The organism is Mesorhizobium sp. USDA 3734 (assembly GCF_056279665.1).
The window spans coordinates 1,167,871-1,186,766 of sequence record NZ_JBWCCW010000001.1 but is presented as its reverse complement, the minus strand read 5'-3'; the positions used below and the strand labels follow the sequence as shown (position 1 = coordinate 1,186,766).

General features: G+C 65.4%; 17 protein-coding genes. 9 read left to right on the top strand and 8 right to left on the bottom strand.

Going from position 1 to position 18,896, the window contains the following annotated elements:
• Positions 1-70: 70 nt before the first annotated feature.
• On the bottom strand, positions 71-1,456 hold the full coding sequence (gene ehuR, locus ACZ89F_RS05600) for a MocR-like ectoine utilization transcription factor EhuR (protein ID WP_476090782.1): 1,386 nt from the start codon (positions 1,454-1,456) through the stop codon (positions 71-73).
• An 83-nt stretch (positions 1,457-1,539) separates the two neighbouring features.
• On the opposite strand from ehuR, the gene ACZ89F_RS05595 reads away from it, so the two are divergent.
• The 4 genes from ACZ89F_RS05595 (at position 1,540) to ACZ89F_RS05580 (ending at position 6,184) form a co-directional block, all read left to right on the top strand.
• Positions 1,540-2,031 (top strand): Lrp/AsnC family transcriptional regulator, encoded by a 492-nt coding sequence (locus tag ACZ89F_RS05595; RefSeq protein WP_476090781.1) that lies wholly within the window; start codon positions 1,540-1,542, stop codon positions 2,029-2,031.
• Between the two features lie 130 nt (positions 2,032-2,161).
• On the top strand, positions 2,162-3,655 hold the full coding sequence (locus tag ACZ89F_RS05590; protein WP_476090780.1) for an NAD-dependent succinate-semialdehyde dehydrogenase: 1,494 nt from the start codon (positions 2,162-2,164) through the stop codon (positions 3,653-3,655).
• A gap of 37 nt (positions 3,656-3,692) precedes the next feature.
• Entirely contained in the window at positions 3,693-5,072 is a 1,380-nt protein-coding gene (locus ACZ89F_RS05585; RefSeq protein WP_476090779.1) for an aminotransferase, read from the top strand.
• An 8-nt stretch (positions 5,073-5,080) separates the two neighbouring features.
• Positions 5,081-6,184 carry an alcohol dehydrogenase family protein gene (locus tag ACZ89F_RS05580; RefSeq protein WP_476090778.1) on the top strand — a complete coding sequence of 368 codons (1,104 nt, stop codon included), beginning with the start codon at positions 5,081-5,083 and terminating at the stop codon, positions 6,182-6,184.
• Between the two features lie 16 nt (positions 6,185-6,200).
• On the opposite strand, the gene ACZ89F_RS05575 is transcribed toward ACZ89F_RS05580, so the two are convergent.
• The 7 genes from ACZ89F_RS05575 to ACZ89F_RS05545 are packed head-to-tail and all read right to left on the bottom strand — an operon-like array spanning position 6,201 to position 13,750.
• A complete protein-coding gene (locus tag ACZ89F_RS05575) occupies positions 6,201-7,247 on the bottom strand; it encodes an ornithine cyclodeaminase (protein WP_476090777.1) in 1,047 nt (348 codons plus the stop codon).
• Positions 7,248-7,277: 30 nt separating this feature from the next.
• A complete protein-coding gene (locus ACZ89F_RS05570) occupies positions 7,278-7,907 on the bottom strand; it encodes an FMN-binding negative transcriptional regulator (protein WP_476090776.1) in 630 nt (209 codons plus the stop codon).
• A gap of 3 nt (positions 7,908-7,910) precedes the next feature.
• On the bottom strand, positions 7,911-8,792 hold the full coding sequence (locus tag ACZ89F_RS05565; protein ID WP_476090775.1) for a branched-chain amino acid ABC transporter permease: 882 nt from the start codon (positions 8,790-8,792) through the stop codon (positions 7,911-7,913).
• A 5-nt stretch (positions 8,793-8,797) separates the two neighbouring features.
• Complete coding sequence (locus tag ACZ89F_RS05560; protein ID WP_476090774.1) at positions 8,798-9,502, bottom strand: ABC transporter ATP-binding protein; 705 nt, start codon at positions 9,500-9,502, stop codon at positions 8,798-8,800.
• Between the two features lie 4 nt (positions 9,503-9,506).
• The gene (locus ACZ89F_RS05555) at positions 9,507-10,673 is read right to left on the bottom strand and encodes an ABC transporter substrate-binding protein (RefSeq protein WP_476090773.1); all 1,167 of its coding nucleotides are present in this window, start codon (positions 10,671-10,673) and stop codon (positions 9,507-9,509) included.
• A gap of 54 nt (positions 10,674-10,727) precedes the next feature.
• Positions 10,728-12,584 carry a branched-chain amino acid ABC transporter ATP-binding protein/permease gene (locus ACZ89F_RS05550; protein ID WP_476090772.1) on the bottom strand — a complete coding sequence of 619 codons (1,857 nt, stop codon included), beginning with the start codon at positions 12,582-12,584 and terminating at the stop codon, positions 10,728-10,730.
• Entirely contained in the window at positions 12,584-13,750 is a 1,167-nt protein-coding gene (locus ACZ89F_RS05545; protein WP_476090771.1) for an NAD(P)/FAD-dependent oxidoreductase, read from the bottom strand. Before ACZ89F_RS05545 ends, ACZ89F_RS05550 begins: the two co-directional genes overlap by 1 nt.
• 145 nt (positions 13,751-13,895) lie before the next feature.
• Here ACZ89F_RS05545 and ACZ89F_RS05540 point away from each other — a divergent pair, with 145 nt between their 5' ends.
• Genes ACZ89F_RS05540 through ACZ89F_RS05520 form a run of 5 tightly spaced genes read left to right on the top strand, consistent with a single transcriptional unit; the run spans position 13,896 to position 18,895 of the window.
• Positions 13,896-14,834 carry a MurR/RpiR family transcriptional regulator gene (locus ACZ89F_RS05540; RefSeq protein ID WP_476090770.1) on the top strand — a complete coding sequence of 313 codons (939 nt, stop codon included), beginning with the start codon at positions 13,896-13,898 and terminating at the stop codon, positions 14,832-14,834.
• Positions 14,831-15,478, top strand: a complete 648-nt coding sequence (locus tag ACZ89F_RS05535; RefSeq protein WP_476090769.1) for a cysteine hydrolase family protein — start codon at positions 14,831-14,833, stop codon at positions 15,476-15,478. Before ACZ89F_RS05540 ends, ACZ89F_RS05535 begins: the two co-directional genes overlap by 4 nt.
• On the top strand, positions 15,475-16,797 hold the full coding sequence (locus tag ACZ89F_RS05530; protein WP_476090768.1) for a glutamine synthetase family protein: 1,323 nt from the start codon (positions 15,475-15,477) through the stop codon (positions 16,795-16,797). The genes ACZ89F_RS05535 and ACZ89F_RS05530 overlap by 4 nt, the downstream gene beginning before the upstream one ends.
• Entirely contained in the window at positions 16,797-17,582 is a 786-nt protein-coding gene (locus tag ACZ89F_RS05525) for an N-formylglutamate amidohydrolase (protein ID WP_476090767.1), read from the top strand. The genes ACZ89F_RS05530 and ACZ89F_RS05525 overlap by 1 nt, the downstream gene beginning before the upstream one ends.
• Complete coding sequence (locus ACZ89F_RS05520; protein WP_476090766.1) at positions 17,579-18,895, top strand: aspartate aminotransferase family protein; 1,317 nt, start codon at positions 17,579-17,581, stop codon at positions 18,893-18,895. Before ACZ89F_RS05525 ends, ACZ89F_RS05520 begins: the two co-directional genes overlap by 4 nt.
• The last annotated feature ends 1 nt before the right edge of the window (position 18,896 follow it).

Genomic DNA, 18,896 nt, shown 5'->3' with positions numbered 1-18,896 from the left:
GTACGTGAGTACCGGAAGCGCAGGGGGCTGCCTTTCGCAGGCCGGCATCACCCGAATAGCGGCGTACTCGCTAGATTGCGAGCAGCAGATGCTCCGGATCGCCGAGCAAAAGCTTGGTGACAACGCCGAGGCCAGCGCGCAGTTCCCCCTCGGTGGTCGATCCCAGCGAGATGCGCACCGCCGGATGCCAGGGCGCATCCGAGATGCGGAAGGATGTGCCGGGTGCAATCGCCACGCCCTGCAGACGAGCCTGGGCGACAAAGCTCTCCTCGGAGCGGTCGGTCGGGAGTTGCAGCCAGACATGCAGCCCGTCGCGCTTGGCGCGATAGTCAACCCCTGCCAGCACTTGCGCCGCGATATCCTGCCGCCGCCGCAATGCCGCGCGCTGCCAATGGACAAGCTCCATCGCCGTGCCGTCGGTCACCCATTTGGTGGCAATCTCCGCCACCAGCGGCGTTGCCATCCAGTTCGAGACCAGATGCCGGTTGGCGACGGCGGCGACATAGCGGTCGGGCGCTGCGAGATAGCCGATGCGCAGGCCGGGCACGGTGATCTTGGTGAAGGAGGTGACGTAGAGCGTGCGCTCCGGCGCAAAAGCGGCGACAGGCGGCGGCCTGTCCTCGACCAGGGGGCCCAGCACATCGTTCTCGATGATGGCGATGTCGTGCTTGCGCGCCACAGCCGCGATCTCAGCGCGCCGCGCCGCATCCATCAGCGTCGCCGTCGGGTTGATCACCGAGGGCTGCACGAACACGGCGCGGATGTCGGAAAGCCGGCAGGCCTCGTCCAGCGCCTCCGGGATCAGGCCGTTGTCATCGATCGGCAGGCCTTCAAGGTTGAAGCCGAGATAGCGGGCGAGCGGCACCAGCGTGTGGTGGCCGATCGCCTCGGTGGCGACCGTCGAGCCCGGCGGTGCGACGCTCATCAGCGCCACCGTCATGCCCGCGGTGGCGCCGTTGGTCAGGCTGATGTTCTGCGCGGAGGTGTCGAACCCGCACAGTCTCAGCCATTCGACCGCCACCGCGCGGTGGCGCGGAAACACCATGTTGGGGCGGAACGACAGCGCTGAACTCGACGGCAGGTTCTCGGCCAGCCAGCCCAGCGCCTGCTTCAGCCGCTCCAGATGCATCGGCTCGCAGACCGGTTTCAGGATCGACAGATCGATGACTTCGCCGAGCCGCTCCGGCAGATAGGGCGGCTCCGGCTCGCGGCGCTGCGTCTGGACGAAGCTGCCGCGGCCGATCTCGCCGGAGATCAGGCCGCGCCGGATCAGCTCCTCATAGGCGCGGCTGACAGTCTGCACCGAAAGCTTGAGGTCGTCGGCCAGCCGGCGATGGGTCGGCAACCGGGCGCCATTGGCAAGACGCCCGTCATGGATGGCGCGGGCGAACTGGTCGGCCAGCGATTGATAGGCCGGCCGCCGGATGAGCGCGGGATCGGGTTGCCACAATGTCATGACTTATTAGAGATCGAAATCAGTGCAATTGACAATCGAAATAATGCGCCGTCATGGTGCAGTGGACGAAAAAGTGGACGCCGATGAACGCTGCGAAACTCGACCCGATCGACCTGAAAATCCTCGACGCCATCCAGCGCGACGGACGCATCACCAAGCTGGCGCTGGCCGAACAGGTCGGCCTGTCGCCGACGCCGTGCTGGATGCGGCTGCGCAAGCTGGAAAAGGCCGGCATCGTCTCGGGCTACCACGCCAGGATCGCCATGCGCGTCGTCGCACCCGTCGCCACCGTGCTGATGGAGGTGACGCTGGCCAACCACCGCCAGGCCGACTTCGACCGCTTCGAGCGCGTCATCCGCGACATCCCCGAGATCGTCGCCTGCTGGTCGGTGGGAGGCGGCGTCGACTATGTGCTGAAGGTGATGGCACGCGACATCGACGCCTATCAGCGGCTGGTCGATGGCTTGCTCGATCGCGAAATCGGCATCGATCGCTACTTCACCTACATCGTCATCAAGACGGTGAAGGACGAGGTTGCGCTGCCCATAGCCGACCTGCTGCCCGCGTCGTCGTAGGACCGGAGAGATCGGCTGCCGAGATGGCACAATAGAGAGAGTCTCTCTCCTTCAAGGCATCCAAACAGCCTCTCTGTCTGCATCGGGCGGATAATCTTCCCGCATCAGTCCGAACCGGGAGGCCTCGACCATGTCCGCGCATTTCGCCCGCTCGCATCGCCATGAAGCGCTCGACCGCCTGGCCGATCGCCGGCTGCTGCGCGAACTCTCCTATGTCGACGGCCACTGGACAGCGAGCGAGGCGGCGGAAAGCTTCGAGGTCACCGATCCGGCCACCGGCATCACCGTTGCTTTCGTCGCCGCGCTTGATGGCCGGCAGACGACAAAGGCGATCGATGCCGCCGCGCGCGCCTTTCCGGCATGGCGGGCGCTGTTGCCGCAGGAGCGTTCGAAAATCTTAAAAAAATGGTTCGAGCTGATCATCGCTGCAAAGCAAGACCTCGCCCTGCTGATGACGCTGGAACAGGGCAAGCCGCTGCAGGAGTCGCTGGGCGAAATCGACTATGCCGCTTCCTTCGTCGAATGGTATGCCGAGGAAGCCAAGCGTCTGAATGCCGAGAGCGTCACCAGCCATCTGGCCGGCGCCGAAATGATGGTGCGGCGCGAGGCGCTCGGCATTGTCGGTGTCGTCACGCCGTGGAATTTTCCGTCGGCGATGCTGACCCGCAAGGCAGCCGCCGCCCTTGCCGCCGGCTGCACCATCGTCGCGCATCCCTCCTCGGAAACACCGCTCTCGGCGCTGGCGCTGGCCGAACTCGGCGAACGCGCCGGTCTGCCCGCCGGCGTCTTCAACATCGTCACCGGTAAGGCTTCGACGATCGTTGGCCGGATGTGCGAGGATCCGCGCATCCGCGCCATGAGCTTCACCGGCTCGACCGAGATCGGCCGACTGATTGCCGCACAGAGCGCGCCCACAATGAAACGGCTGGTGATGGAGCTTGGCGGCCACGCGCCGCTGATCGTCTTTGCCGATGCCGATCTGGACAAAGCGGTTGATATCGCCATCGACGCCAAATTCGCGACATCGGGCCAGGACTGCCTCGCCGCCAACCGCATCTATGTCCAGCGTCCGATCTATGAGCGCTTCTGCGCCGCTTTCGCCCGGCGCATCGAGACGTTGCGGAGCGGCAACGGCCTTGCCGGTGACACCGACATCGGGCCGCTGATGCATGAGCGTGCTGTCAAGAAGGTCGAGGAACAGGTCGCCGATGCGCTCGCCCTTGGCGCGCGCTGCCTCACTGGCGGCGGACGGCATCAAGCCGGGCCATTGTTCTACCAGCCGACACTGCTGGCCGATGTCACCGATGAAGCGCTGATCATGCGCGAAGAAACTTTTGGCCCGGTTGCCGCCGTGACGCCGTTCGACAGCGAAGATGAGGTCATTGCCCGCGCCAATGCCACCGAATATGGCCTCGTCGCCTATGTCGTGACCGAGAACGGCGCCCGCCAGCAGCGCATGGGCCGCGCGCTCGACTACGGCATGGTCGCCATCAACCGCGTCAAGATCACCGGCGCGCCGATCCCGTTCGGCGGCGTCAAGCAATCCGGCATCGGTCGCGAAGGTTCGCGCCACGGGCTCGAAGCCTTTACTGATCTAAAATATCTCTGCCTGGACGTAGCCTAAGCTGCGCCGGAATCGTCCCTTCGTCAGGAGTCAAAAAATGCTCGATCAGTCCAACGAACTCGCCGCCTGGGATCGTGACCACTTCTTCCATCCCTCGACCCATATGGGCACGCATGCGCGCGGTGAGAGCCCGACGCGCATCATGGCCGGCGGTGAAGGCGTCACCGTCTGGGACAACAATGGCAAGAAGAGCCTCGATGCCTTTGCCGGCCTCTATTGCGTCAATGTCGGTTATGGCCGGCAGAAGATTGCCGATGCCATCGCCGCCCAGGCCAAGAACCTCGCCTACTACCACGCCTATGTCGGCCACGGCACCGAGGCCTCGATCACGCTTGCCAAGATGATCATCGACCGCGCGCCGCAAGGCATGTCGAGGGTCTATTTCGGCCTGTCGGGTTCCGATGCCAACGAAACCAACATCAAGCTGATCTGGTACTACAACAATGTGCTCGGACGGCCGGAAAAGAAGAAGATCATCTCGCGCTGGCGCGGCTATCACGGCTCGGGCGTGATGACGGGATCACTGACCGGGCTCGACCTCTTCCACAACGCCTTCGACCTGCCGCGCGCGCCGATCCTGCACACCGAGGCGCCCTATTACTTCCGCCGCGCCGACCGTTCGATGAGCGAGGAGCAGTTTTCGCAGCATTGCGCCGACAAGCTCGAGGAGATGATCCTGGCCGAGGGCCCGGAAACGGTCGCTGCCTTCATCGGCGAGCCGATCCTCGGCACCGGCGGCATCGTGCCGCCGCCCGCCGGCTATTGGGAAAAGATCCAGGCGGTGCTGAAGAAGTATGACGTGCTGCTGGTCGCCGACGAAGTGGTGACGGGCTTCGGCCGTCTGGGCGCCATGTTCGGATCCGACCATTACGGCATCAAGCCGGACCTGATCACCATCGCCAAGGGCCTCACCTCGGCCTATGCGCCGCTGTCGGGCGTCATCGTCGCCGACAAGATGTGGCAGGTGCTGGTTGAGGGCTCCGACAAGCTCGGTTCGCTCGGCCATGGCTGGACCTATTCGGCGCATCCGATCTGCGTTGCCGCCGGCGTCGCCAATCTCGAACTGATCGACGAGATGGATCTGGTGACCAATGCCCGCGAGACAGGAGCCTATTTCCGCGCCGAGCTCGCCAAAGCCGTCGGCGGCCACAAACATGTCGGCGACGTGCGCGGCGACGGCATGCTGGCGGCGGTCGAATTCGTTGCCGACAGGGACGACCGGGTGTTCTTCGACGCCTCGCAAAAGATCGGGCCGCAGGTGGCGACAGCGCTTGCCGCAAGCGGCGTCATCGGCCGCGCCATGCCGCAGGGCGACATTCTCGGCTTTGCGCCGCCGCTCTGCCTGACTCGTGAGGAGGCCGACATCGTCGTGTCGAAGACGGCTGATGCGGTGAAGAGCGTGTTTGCCAATCTCTGAGACCGACCATGAATGCCATGACCAGAACCCTCCCCACCACCATGGCCGCCGTGCTGCTCACCGGGCACGGTGGCCCTGAAAAGCTTGTCTACAGCACTGACGTGAAAGTGCCCGCGCCGGCTGCCGGTGAAGTGCTGGTCAAGGTCAGTGCTTGCGGGATGAACAACACCGATGTCTGGGTGCGCCAGGGCGCCTATGGCACGGAAGAGGACGCTGCCGCGGTGTCGACATGGCGGCGCCAGGGCAACACGCTGAGTTTCCCGCGCATCCAGGGCACCGACACGGTCGGCACTATCGCCGCTGTCGGCGAAGGCGTTTCGCCGGACCGTATCGGGGAACGGGTGATGGTCGATTTCTCGATCTACAATCGCGACGACGATTCACTCGCCGACATCGACTATATGGGCCACGGCCGCGACGGCGGCTACGCCGAATACCAGGCCGTGCCGGCCGAGAATGCCCATGTCGTCGATACCGACCTGACTGATGTCGAGCTCGCCACGTTCTGCTGCGCCTACCTCACCGGCGAACAGATGCTGGAACGGGCCGCGCTCAAGGCCGGCGAGCGCGTGCTGGTCACCGGCGCCTCGGGCGGAGTCGGTTCGGGCATCGTGCAACTGGCGCGAGCGCGCGGCGCCATTCCCTATGCCGTCGTCGGCAAAGGCAAGGAACAGGCGGTGCTCGATATCGGTGCCGAGGCTGTCATCACCCGTGGCGTTGCCGACCTGCCGCAAGCCATGACTGAAGCGACCGGCGGCCAGCCGATCGACGTGGTGGCCGACCTCGTCGGCGGCGCCATCTTCAACGACCTGTTGCGTATCCTCAGGCCCGAGGGCCGCTATACCACCGCCGGCGCGATCGCCGGTCCGGTCGTGCAGCTCGACCTCAGGACCATGTATCTGAAGCAGTTGCAGCTGCATGGCTCGAGCCAGGGCACACGTGCCGATTTCCGCCGCATCGTCGGATACATCGAAGCCAAGAAAATCCGGCCGCTGGTCGGCGGCGTCTACAAGCTCTCCGATTTCCACCATGCGCAGGCGGATTTCATCGCCAAGGATTTCGTCGGCAAGCTGGTGGTGGTGCCGGATGCCATGTGGGGTTCGGCTATCTGAACAACCCGACTATGCTTCAACCCTTGTGGGCCGCTCTCAGCAACATGCCGAACAGGTCGCGCGGCTCGTCGGGGTCGGCCAGCATGTCGAGTTCCTGGTAGAGGCCGGTCGAGCGCAGCTGATCCCTGACATAGCGCAGCGCCGAAAAGTCCTCGATGGCGAAGCCGACCGAATCGAACAGCGTGATCTGGCCAGGGTCGCGCCGGCCTTGCACGGCGCCTGACATCACCCGCCACAGGTCGGTCACCTCATGATCCGGCGCAAGCTGCTGGATCTCGCCCTCTATGCGGGTCTGCGGCGGGTATTCGACGAAGATGTCGGAGCGCAGCAGGATGTCGCGGTGGAGTTCGGTCTTGCCGGGGCAGTCGCCGCCGACCGCGTTGATGTGGACGCCGGAGCCGACCATGTTGTCGGTGAGGATGGTGGCGTACTGCTTGTCGGCAGTGACGGTGGTGATAATGTCAGCCCCTTCGACCGCCTCCTGCGCGGTGCCGCAGGCAACGATGTCAAAGCCGAGACCAGCGAGATTGCGGATGCATTTTTGCGTCGCCGAGCGGTCGATGTCGTAAAGCCTCAGCCTGTCGACGCCGAGCAGCGCCTTGAAGGCCACCGCCTGGAATTCGGCCTGTGCGCCGTTGCCGATCAGCGCCATGCAGTTCGAGCCGGCCGGCGCCAGGTACTTGGCGGCCAGAGCCGACATCGCCGCTGTGCGCAGCGCTGTCAGGATGATCATTTCGGATAGCAGCACAGGATAGCCATTGTGGACGTCGGCGAGCATGCCGAAGGCGGTCACCGTCTGGCGGCCCTCGCGCATGTTCTTGGGGTGGCCGTTGACATATTTGAAGCCGTAGACCTCGCCGTCGCTGGTCGGCATCAGCTCGATGACGCCCTCGGCGCTGTGCGAGGCGACGCGCGGCGTCTTGTCGAAGAGCTCCCAGCGGCGGAAATCGTCCTCGATGTAGCCGGCGAGTTCGACGAGGAAGCGTTCGACGCCGATCTTCAGCACCAGCTTCATCATGTGGTCAACGCTGACGAAGGGCACGATGTTGAGATCGGGGATCATTTTTTTCTTATCCTTGCCGCACGCGGGCGGTCAGTCCTGGCGATGCGCGTTGTGCGCCTTCATCATCGTTGCCAGCGCCGGATCGTTTTGCTCCAGCGCCCTGATGGCTTCGCTTGTATCGTAGAGGCGCTCATCCTGCCCCATCTTGAACTTGGCCTCGAGCCGATCGATCGGCAGGTCGAAGCCGATGATATGCGGTATGCGCCGCTCCATGCCGCCTGGCCCCAGCTCGCGCATGCGCCAGCGATCGTCGCGATCCTTCTCCAGCACGTCGACAAGCTGCAAGAGATGCCGGGCGGTGGCGTGATCGTCGAGCGGAACCGGATGCCCATGACAATGCACGACAGCAAAATTCCAGGTCGGCGCGCTGTCGCGCACCGGGTTGCGCGGATACCAGGACGGCGAGATGTAGCCATGCGGGCCGTGGAAGATGGCGACCGTCTCCCTGCCCTCGGCGATCAGCGCGCTTTGCGGATTGGCCCTGGCGAGATGCGAGACCAACGTTCCGTTTTCACCGCGCATGCGATCAAGCACGAAGGGCAGATGCGATACGGCGAGGCCCTGCGGTCCTGACGTCACCACCGTGGCGAAGGCCGCGGCTTCGATCAGGCCGAACACCTCGTCGCGCGACAGCGGCGCGAATTCAGGCTTGCTGTACATGGGTCAGCTTCGCTGGGCGCGAACCGCCGGGATCAGGCCTTGCGGGCGAACCAGCAGTACCGCGATGACACCCGACAGCACGATGGCGTCGCGGTAGGGCGCGATCGCTCCCGGCAATGTCGCCTGCAACAGCACCTCGATGATGCCGAGCAGGAAGCCGCCGGCGACAGCACCGGGCAGGCTACCCAGCCCGCCGACGACGGCGGCGATGAAGGCCTTCAGCACCGGCGTGAAGCCCATCAGCGGATCGACCGAGGCGCGCTGCGCCACCCACAGCATTGCCGCCAGCCCGGCCAGCAGGCCGGAGAGCAGGAAGGCGGTGGCGATGATGCGGCTGGCCGGAATGCCCATCAGGCGCACAACGTCGAAATCTTCCGCCGCGGCGCGCATCGCCGTGCCGGTCACCGAGCGGCGCAGGAAGACTTCCAGCGCAATCAGCGCCAGTGCGGAGACGACGATGGAGATGCTGGGACCGACGCCGATGGTGAAATCGCCGAAGGAGAAGGCGCCGGTCATCCAGCCAGGCATGGCGACAGCCTGCGGCCGCGCCGAGATGCCGTTCTGGAAGACGACCTTGAGCAGGCTGGAAACGGCAAAGCTGGTTAGCAACAGACTGGTGACGCTGGCGCCGCGCATCGGCCGGAAGGCGATACGCTCCATGGCGACGGCGGCGAGCGCGCCGCAGGACACGGCGACAAGCACCGCCACCGGGAAGGGAAAGCCGAGCACCAGCGAGGCCAGAAGCGCATAGCCCGACAGTGTCATCAGTTCGCCATGGGCGAAGTTGATGAGGCCGACGATGGAAAAGACGATCGCCAGCCCGAGCGCCAGCAGCGCATAGACGCCGCCGAGGCTCACTGCATTGATGATCTGCTGCGCGACCATGCTTCTTAAGCTCCCAAATAGGCTTGGCGGACGAGGTCCGAGGAGGCGAGTTCTTTTGCCGTGCCCGACAGCACCACCTCGCCATTGGCGAGCACCACGGCGCGGTCGGCGATTTCGAGCGCCAGCGCCACATTCTGTTCGACCAGAAGGATGGTCAGGCCCTTGCGGCGCAGTTCGGCGATCAGGTCGAAGACGGTGTCGATCAGTTGCGGGGCAAGGCCGAGCGAGGGCTCGTCGAGCAGGATCATGCGCGGCTTGCCCATCAGCGCGCGTGCGATGGCCAGCATCTGCTGTTCGCCGCCCGACAGATTGCCGCCCTTGACGCGATGGTAGCGGCGCAGGATCGGGAACAGCTCCAGCATCTCCTCCTCGCGCAGTCGGGCCTCGGCGGCCGGCTGGTGCACCGCGCCGCCAAGACGCAGATTGTCGGCCACCGTCAGGCTGGCGAAGATGCGGCGGCCTTCGGGAACCAGCGCGACGCCCTTGCGGGCGATCGCCTCCGGCGCCAGGCCGGTGATGTCGACACCGTCGAAGACCACCTTGCCGGATGCAGCCGGCACCAGCCCGGCGACGGCGCCGAGCGTCGAGCTCTTGCCGGCGCCGTTGGCGCCGACCAGCGCGATGATCTCGCCGCTGTCGACGGTGAGGTCGACGCGGCGCACCGCCTCGACTTCGCCATACCGGATTTTCAGGGCTTCGACGCTCAGCATGACATCACGGCGCGGGAACGTCGGCGGCGTCGGGGATCAGGGTCTGGACATGCTTGCCCTCGCCGCCCTCGTAGCGCATCAGCGCCACTGGCCGCAGCGGCATGCGGTCGGTGCCGGCATAGGTGATCTTGCCGGTGATGCCTTCGAAATCCTTGAGGCCGGCGATGGCGTCGCGGACCGCCTTCGGGTCGTCGGAGCCGGCCGTCTTGACCGCCTGGTCGAGGATCAGGCCGATCTCGTAGCCATTCACTTCATAGGTCGATTCCGGTGCGTGGCCGGCATATTTGGTGAAGGCGGCGTTGAAGGCCTCGAGCTTGCTGCCCGGCTCGGCATAGCCGGCCGCGGTGTAGACGACACCGTCGACCAATTTGCCAAGTGCCTTGATGGTCGGCGTGCCGATGGCATCGGCGCCATAGACGGGGATGGTGACGCCGGCGCCGCGCAATTGCTGGATGAAGGCCGGGAAATCGGGCTCGTAAGCCGCTGTCATGATCAGGTCCGGCTTGTCGGCCAGGCCCTTGATGTTGGTGATCTCGGCGGAAAAGTCGGGCTGGCCCATGCTGAAGGTGCCGCGGCCGACAATGGCGCCACCCTTCTTCTCGAACACCTTGCCGAAATATTCCGGCAGATTGGCGGTGTAGGTGGAGTCCGGCGAGGTCAGCAGGAACACCTTCTTCTTGCCCTCGGAGACGGCGAAGTCGGCGACCGCCGTCGCCTGCACATTATCGGCCGGATAGGTGCCGAACATGACGTCGCCGACCGCGCCGGTGAGCACCGGGGCAGAGCCGCACAGCGTCAGGGTCGGAATGCCGAGCGGCTGGGTGAGCTGGCCGGCGGAAATCGAGGGATCGGCATCACACGGCGTGATCATGATCTTGGCGCCGGCGTCGATCAGTTCCTGGGCGACAGTGGCGGTCTGCGCGGTGTCGGAGCGCGTGTCCTTGATCAGCAGCTTGACGGTGTATTTGCCGCCGAGCCCGCCCTTGGCGTTGAGCTCGTCGAGCGACATGCGCAAGCCGGCAAGTGCCGGCTGATCGTAAGGGGCAAGGCCGCCGGTCTGCGCGGTCGCGGCACCGATGATGATCTCCTCGGCGCTGGCCGTCGAAATGGCGGCGATGCCGAACACGGCCGCGCACAGGGCGGCGCGATGGAGTCGATAGAGGCTTGGCATGTCGGTTCTCCTTCTGGATTTCTTATGGTTGGCTGGATTGGCTGTCGTTGCGGATCATGCGGTCTGGTTTTCAGCTGTTGCGGTCTTGGCGCGGGCCGTACGGCTGCCGAGATAGGCGGCAATCACGGCAGGGTTCTTCTGGACATCGCCTGGCGTGCCGTCGGCGATGACGCGGCCATGATCGATAACGACGATGCGCTCGCACAGGTTCATCACAAGCCGCATGTCATGCTCGATCAGCACGACGCCTATGCGGCGCTCAGTGCGAACCGTCGACAGGATGGAGACCAGTTCAGCGGTCTCGACAGCGTTCATGCCGGCGGCCGGCTCGTCGAGAAGCAGGAAGCGCGGCTTCAACGCCAGGGCGCGTGCCACTTCCAGGCGGCGGCGCTGGCCATAGGCGAGCCTGGCGGCCGGCTGATCGGCAAATTTCTCCAGCCCCATGCGCGCGAGCTCGCCCATGGCCGCCGCCTCGGCATGGCCAAGATCCGGCTCCACCTGGCGTGCAGCGACGACGACATTCTCCAGCACCGTCATGTGCGGGAAGACGCGGATGTTCTGGAAGGTGCGGGCAACGCCGGAGCGGGCAAAGCGGAAGGCTGAAGCCTGCCGCACCGCGCCACCCACCGACACGGTACCGGCACTTGGCTTGATATCACCGGCCAGCATGTTGAGCAGCGTCGTCTTGCCGGCGCCATTGGGGCCGATAATGCCGGTGATGCTGTCGGTCTGGAAATTCAGGCTGACATCGTCGACGGCGACGACGCCGGCATAGCGGCGCGACAGATGGTCGGCGGTGAGCCGGTCACTCTCGACATGCCGCGGAGGTGCCGCCGAAGCCGTCACGGCTTGGCGTCCGGGCCGGCGCAGGAGGTTCAGCTCACGCTCGCCGAACAGGCCGGTCGGGCGTCGCCAGATAACCAGGATCATGGCGATGGCCAGCACGCCCTGGGTCAGACCGAACAGGACAGGTAGGTGCAGGCCGAACACTTCGCCGCCGCCTTCGAAGCGGCGCACCACTTCGATCAAAACGATGGTGACGATGACGCCGGCGAAAGCGCCGAGCGACGAGGTCATTCCGCCGACGATCAGCATGGCGAGCATGGTGAAGCCGAGATCGAAATAGAAATCGCGCGGCGAAAACGCACCAAGGAATTGCGCCATCAAGGAACCGGCGGCCATGGCGGCGACGACGCCCGCCACCCAGGCGGCCAGACGCGCCGTGCGCTGGTCGACGCCGACGGCGGCCGCGCCGCGCTCGTCATTGGCGGCGGCGCGCGTGGCAAGGCCGAAGGAGGTTTCGCGAAACAGCCTCGCCGCCACCAGCGCCACCGAAGCGACAGTTGCGGCGGTCCACAGCCCGACCTCGCGCGGCACACCATAGAAGGGCTGGCTGCCACGGGTGATCTCGCGCCCGGCGACCAGCAGCGTGTAGACGATGATCAGCATGGCCAGCGTGGCGATCGAGGCACTCGACCCGGACAGCCTGAGCAGCGGCGTGCCGGTCAACAGGCCGATGACGACCGCCAGGACCAGGACCACGGCCAGCGCCGCGAAGAAGGAGAGTTGATGCCCGGCGAGGAACTGCGGCAGGTCACGCAGTGCCGTTCGCTGCAGTGCGGTCGGCATGGTGAGGATGCCGGTGGCGTAGGCGCCGAGGCCGACAAAGGCTGCCTGGCCGAACGAGACGATGCCGCTGTTGCCGGAGAATATCTGCAGGCCAAGCACCGCCGTCAGCATGATCGCGGCATAGGTGACCACGCGCTGCATGGCGGCGCCGCCGAAGATGAAGGCGGCAAGCGCCACCAGCAGCAGCACCGCCACCATGCACAAGGCGTCGGCCGTGGCGTTGCGGAACGCGGCCGGCATGAAGCCGCTGGGCTTGCTCTCGCTTATCGTCACCGACGCCATCACGCGGCCTTGAAGCGGCTGGGCGAAAACGGCGCCAGGATCGGCTGCACGCCCTCGGTGACCAGCCTGGCGACCGCCTCGCCGACGGCCGGACCGGTCTTGAAGCCGTGGCCGGAGGATCCCGCCGAAACGACCAGCCCCTCGACGCCAGGCATGGGTCCGATGACCGGCAGATCGTCGGGGCTCATGTCATAGAGCCCGGCATAGCCCGGCCGGATGCCAAGCTCGGCCATGGCCGGCACACGGGTGGCGAAGGTCTCCAGAATCTCGACCGATTCTGATTCCTCGACACCTTCCATGTAGGAGTCGGGATTTTCGACGAAGCGGGGCCGGCCCGCATGTTCGTGGCGCAGGCCGGTGCCGCCGCCGGCCCAGGTGCCGGCCAGGATGACGCCGTCATTGTCGGGCCGTGCATAGTTGCAGGAGATGTCGTCGCACCAGGCAAATGGCATGACCTGCCTTGCCTTGCCAGCAGCGTCGAGCACGGCCATCGGATGGCGCTCGACATGCAGCGGCAAATCGAGGCCCACTGTCGCCAGCAGGCGGCGCGTCCACGGCCCGGCGGCAAGAACAACCGTATCGGCTTCCAGCACGGTTCCATCGGTCAGTGCGACACCGGTGATGCGGTCGCCCTGCCGCTGAAGGCTCTCGACCAACGTGTTCTGCATGATCTTCGCACCGTTGGCGCGAGCGGCACGGGCGATGGCATTGGTGGCGCCGAAGGCATCGGCATAACCATATTCCGGCTCCCACAGCGCCAGCGCGACATTGTCCAGGGCAAAGCCGGGCGCGGCGTCGGCAAAGGCCTGCGGCGACAATGTCTCGATGCGCGCGCCCTCGCCGCGGATGCGTTCGGCTGCCGATGTCCAGCTTGCCTTGTTGTCGTTGCCGCAGACCCACATCATGCCGACCTCGGTGACGAAAGAGCCTTCGCCCCCGATTTCCGGCAGCGACACGAGGATCTCGCGGCCACGGATGGAAAGCTGCGACAGTTCCGGCATCAGGTAGAAGGCGTGCAGCAGCGCCGACGATTTGCCCGACGGGCCGCCGGCCGGATGGGTCTGCTCGACCAGCGTGAGGTTCACACCGGCCTTGGCCAGATGATAGGCGGTGCTCGATCCGACAATACCCGCACCGACGACGATGACGTCGCTCCCGTTTCGCATGGCTGTTCCCCACAGTCTCTTGGCTGCTTTCCGACAAGGTAGGGCCAGCGATCGCGCAATGTCAACATCTCTTCATTGTTGACCGAGATTTAAATCTCTGTAATAAACTCGACAAAACAAGAGAACACGGATTTCGGGGAGGCCCATGGCGATACGCGATGTTCTGATGCGCGGGGATCTCACGCTGACGCCGTCGGAGGAGAAGATCGTCCGGCTGCTGTTGACGGACTATCCGACCTCCGGCCTCGGCACCGCTTCGTCGCTGGCGCGGCGCGCCGGCGTCAGCGATCCGACCGTGGTGCGGCTGGTGATGAAACTCGGCTATGAGGGTTTTCCGGATTTCCAGGCAAGGCTTCTGGCCGAGGTCGAGGCAAGGCTGCATTCGCCGCTGCTGATGATGGAGGCCAAGCGGCAGAGCGGTTCCAACGACAGCGCCGTGCTGGCCTATCTCGACAGCGTCACCACGGCCTTGCAGAAAGCCACCGCCGCGACACCCGTCCAGACATACGAGCGGGCGGCCCGTCTGCTGATGGAGGCCAAGGGCGAGGTCGTGCTGGTTGGCGGCCGGTTCAGCCGCCACATCGCCGGCATGCTTGCCGGATATCTCGTGCAGTTTCGCCCCAAGGTTCGCGATCTCGGTGTGCTCTCTCCGCAGACTTTCGACACACTGGCCGACCTCGACCGGCGCGACGTGCTAGTCGTCTTCGACTACCGCCGCTACCAGCTCGACGTGATGGCCTATGCAAAACAGGCGGCGGCCCTCGATGTGCGCATTGTCCTGTTCACCGACCAGTGGCTGTCGCCGATATCAGATCTCGCCGAAGTCACCATCGTCAGCCCGCTCGAAGTGGCCTCGCCCTACGACACGCTGGCGCCGGCGATCGCCCAGATGGAAGCCCTCACCGCTCATATTGTTTCGACGCTGGACGACGACGCTCGTGCTCGCATCGAGCGGCTTGAGAAGGTGCGGCATGCCAATGCCGTAACGCTCGACAGCGACCCGCAAGAGAACGGCGCGGGCCATACACCCGGACCACGCAAGACGCCGGGACCCAAATCAGCAAAGCAGGACGACAAAGCATGACCCAGGCCCTACCCAGACGAAACGAAGCCTTCCGTGCCGGTGAAACGGCGCTGCTGCTCGTCGATATGCAGCGCATCTGGCTGGAACCGGGCGCCGATCCGTCGCATCCGGAGCGTGGCCCGGATCACTATTTCTACCGGCAGACATCGTCGCAGACGATCCCCAACCAGGAGCGTCTGCTGGCCGCCGCGCGCGCCAACGGCGTCGAGGTTCTGCACACGATCATCCAGAGCCTGACCGAAGACGGTCGCGACCGCTCGCTCGACCACAAGCTGACACCGATCCATGTTGCGCCCAGCCTCCCCGAGGGCCTGCCGGTGGCGTCGCTGGCGCCGGTCGGCGACGAGATCATGCTGCCGAAGACGTCGTCGGGCATCTTCAACTCGACCAATGTCGACTACCTCCTGAAGAACCTCGGCATTCGCTATCTCGTCGTGGTCGGCGTGCTGACCGATCAATGCGTCGACATGACGGTGCGCGACGGCGCCGACCGCGGCTACCTCGTCACCTGTGTAGCGGACGCCTGCGCCACCATCACGCAGGAACGCCACGACATCGCACTCAAGGCCTTCGGCGGATATTGCTGGGTCACCGACACCGATACCGTCGTCGACCGCTTCAACGCTTTGGGAAAAACGGCATGACATCGACCGTCGAGCCCCTGGTTGCCGTCGTCACCACGGATCTCTCCGCCGTCACGCGGGGCCGCTTCGTTGCCGAAAGCAAATTGCAGAAAACCGCCACGACCGGCGTCGGCTGGCTGCAGGCCAATTTGTCGCTGACGCCGTTCAACTCGATCGTCGATCCCAACCCCTGGGGCTCGTCGGGCGACCTGCGGCTGATCCCCGATCTCAAGGCGCGCTTTCGCACGACACGCACCGGATCGGCGACGCCGTTCGACATGGTCGCCGGCGACATCGTCGAGCTCGATGGCAGCCCATGGCTCGGCTGTACCCGCACGATGCTCAAAGACGCGCTGGCCGAGCTGAAAGCCGCAACCGGCCTGTCGGTCATCGCCGCCTTCGAGCATGAATTCCATGTCGCCGACGGCGGCTTCGCACCGGCGCATTCGATGTCTTTCGCCGCACTGCGCCGCGCCGACCCGTTTGCGCCCAATCTGATGGCGGCGCTGGAGGAAGCCGGAGTCGCGCCTGAAGTGGTCATCGCCGAGTACGGCGAAGACCAGTTCGAGGTGACGCATGAGCCGGCGGACGCGCTGACAGCAGCCGACCGCGCCGTCGCCATCCGCGAAATCACGCGCGAATTGGCGCGCAATGCCGGCTGGCGTGCGAGCTTCGCGCCCAAGACAGCGCCTAATGCCGTCGGCAACGGCGTCCACATCCATTTCAGCTTCGTTGACGAGGCCGGCAAGCCGGTGACTTACGATCCGGCGCAACCCGGCGGCCTTTCCGCCAAAGCTGGCGCCTTCTGCGCCGGCGTGCTGTGTCATCTGCCTGGTATCACCGCCATGACGGCGTCGAGCGTGTCGTCTTACTACCGGCTGAAGCCGCACAGCTGGAGCTCGTCCTACACCTGGCTTGCCGACCGCGACCGCGAGGCATCCTTGCGCATCTGTCCGACGGTGACGATCGGCGGGCGCGATCCGGCGCGGCAGTACAACATCGAGTACCGGGCCGCCGACGCCACCGGCAATCCCTATCTGTCGCTGGCGGCGATCATCCGCGCCGGGCTGGAGGGGCTGAAGGCGAACCTGCCCTCGCCGCCGCTGGTCACCGGCGACCCGACGCTGATGAGCGAGGCGGAGCGGGCAAAGCTCGGTCTCGTGCGCCTGCCCGAAACCCTGCCAGCGGCGCTGGACGCGCTTGTGGCCGACAGCACCGTGAGGGGATGGTTCACGCCTGTCTTCATCGAAACCTTCGTCGGCCTCAAGCAACACGAGGCAGAGCGCCTTGCCGGTCTCGATCCGGCTTCCATCTGCGATCTTTACCGGACGCTCTATTGATGACTGCACAGACTGAAAAAGGCCTGCTCCCTCAAAAAGATTGGCCCGAGGCCGTCGAGGTCCTCAACGAGCACGGCCATTCCGATATCGTGCTGTTGTGCGAGCATGCGTCCAACCACATGCCGGCCGAGTATCGGCAGCTCGGCCTCGATGCCAGCCATCTGCAACGCCACATCGCCTGGGATATCGGTGCCGCCGAGATGACCCGTCTGCTGTCGTCGAAGCTCGATGCTCCGGCCTTCCTCAGCGGCTATTCGCGGCTGCTGATCGACCTCAACCGGCCGCTTCATAGCCAAGGCAGCATTCCGGTTCTGTCGGAAGACACCGACATTCCCGGCAATGTCGGCATCGATGCGACGGAGCGGACCCGGCGCGCGGAGACCATGTTTTTGCCGTTTCATGGCCGGGTGGCCGCGTATCTCGACCGCCGGGCGCAAGCAGGCCGGCAGACGCGGATCGTGACAATCCATTCCTTCACGCCGGTCTTCCTCGGTGTCAGCAGGCCCTGGCATGCCGGCGTGCTGCATAGCCAGGCTAGCCATCTCGCCGCGGCGATCCTTTCGGGCCTGCGCACCGACGCGGCGCTCAATGTCGCGGCCAACGTGCCCTATGTGATCAGCCGCGAGGCCGACTATGCCGTGCCCATCCATGGCGACGATCGTGGTATCCCCGCCGTCCTCGTCGAGATCCGGCAGGATCTGCTGTCGACACGGTCCGGCATCGAGGAATGGGCGAACCGCCTGGCGGCGGCACTGCCCGCACTAGAGACGGAAACCGTGCCGTGAGCAATCTCAGCCTGCGCGAACGCGACGCCGCGACCATCGCCCAGATCGGCAAGCTGCGTTTCTCGCCGCTCAGTGTCATCGGCGGCCGGGGCAACCGGCTGATCGAGGAAGGCGGCCGCTCCTTGCTCGACCTGTCGGGATCGGCTGGTCCGGCGGTGCTCGGCTACGACCATCCGGCTGTTGTCGAAGCGGTCGAGACGTCGATCCGCAACATGGCGGGCGCCAGCCTACTGCTCTACCCAAACGAGCCCGCCGTATCGCTGGCCGAACGACTGCTGGCAATCACGCCCGGAGAAGGCGAACGGCGCGTCTGGTTCGGCCATTCCGGGTCCGACGCCAATGACTGCGCGGTGCGCGTGCTGCAGGCGGCCACCGGCCGTTCGCGCTTCATCTCGTTTATCGGTTCCTATCACGGCAACCTCTCGGGCTCGATGGGCATCAGCGGCCACACCGCCATGACCCACACACTGCCGCGGCCGGGTGTGCTTCTGCTGCCCTACCCCGATCCGTTCCGGCCGAACTTCAGCGCTGAGGACGTGCTTGCGCTGCTCGACTACCAGTTCGAGACCACCTGCCCGCCGCATCAGGTCGCGGCGGCGTTCATCGAGCCGCTGATGTCGGATGGCGGGCTGATCGTGCCGCCACCCGGCTTCCTCAAGGCGTTGCAGGAGCGTTGCCGCAAGCACGGCATCAAGATTGTCGTCGACGAGGTCAAGGTCGGCCTTGCCCGCAGCGGCCTGATGCACTGCTTCCAGCACGAAGGACTGACGCCGGACCTCGTCGTCTTCGGCAAAGGCATCGGCGGCGGCTTGCCGCTGTCGGCCGTCATCGGCCCGAAGGAAATCATGGACCATGCGCCGGCCTTCGCGCTGCAGACGACCGCAGGCAATCCGGTGGCGACATCGGCCGGCAACGCGGTGCTGAAGACAATCGAGGCGGAAGGCCTGGTCGAGCGCTCGGCGCGGATCGGCACGATGTTTTCCGATGCGCTGCGGGCACTCGGCGCCAAGCATGAGATCATCGGTGACGTGCGCGGGCGCGGCCTTGCCGTCGGCGTCGACCTGGTCAAGGACCGCGTGACGCGCGAGCCGGTTGCGGCGACGACCACGGCCAAGATCATCTATCGCGGCTACGAACTGGGTGCGGCCTTCACCTATGTCGGGCTGAAGGCGAATGTGCTGGAGTTCATGCCGCCGCTGACGCTGACGGAAGACGAGGTGGCGGAGGGCGTCGCAATCGTCGACCAGGCGATCGCTGACGTGAATGCGGGCAAGGTCTCGGACGCGGACGTCGCCTCCTTCATGATGTGGTGAA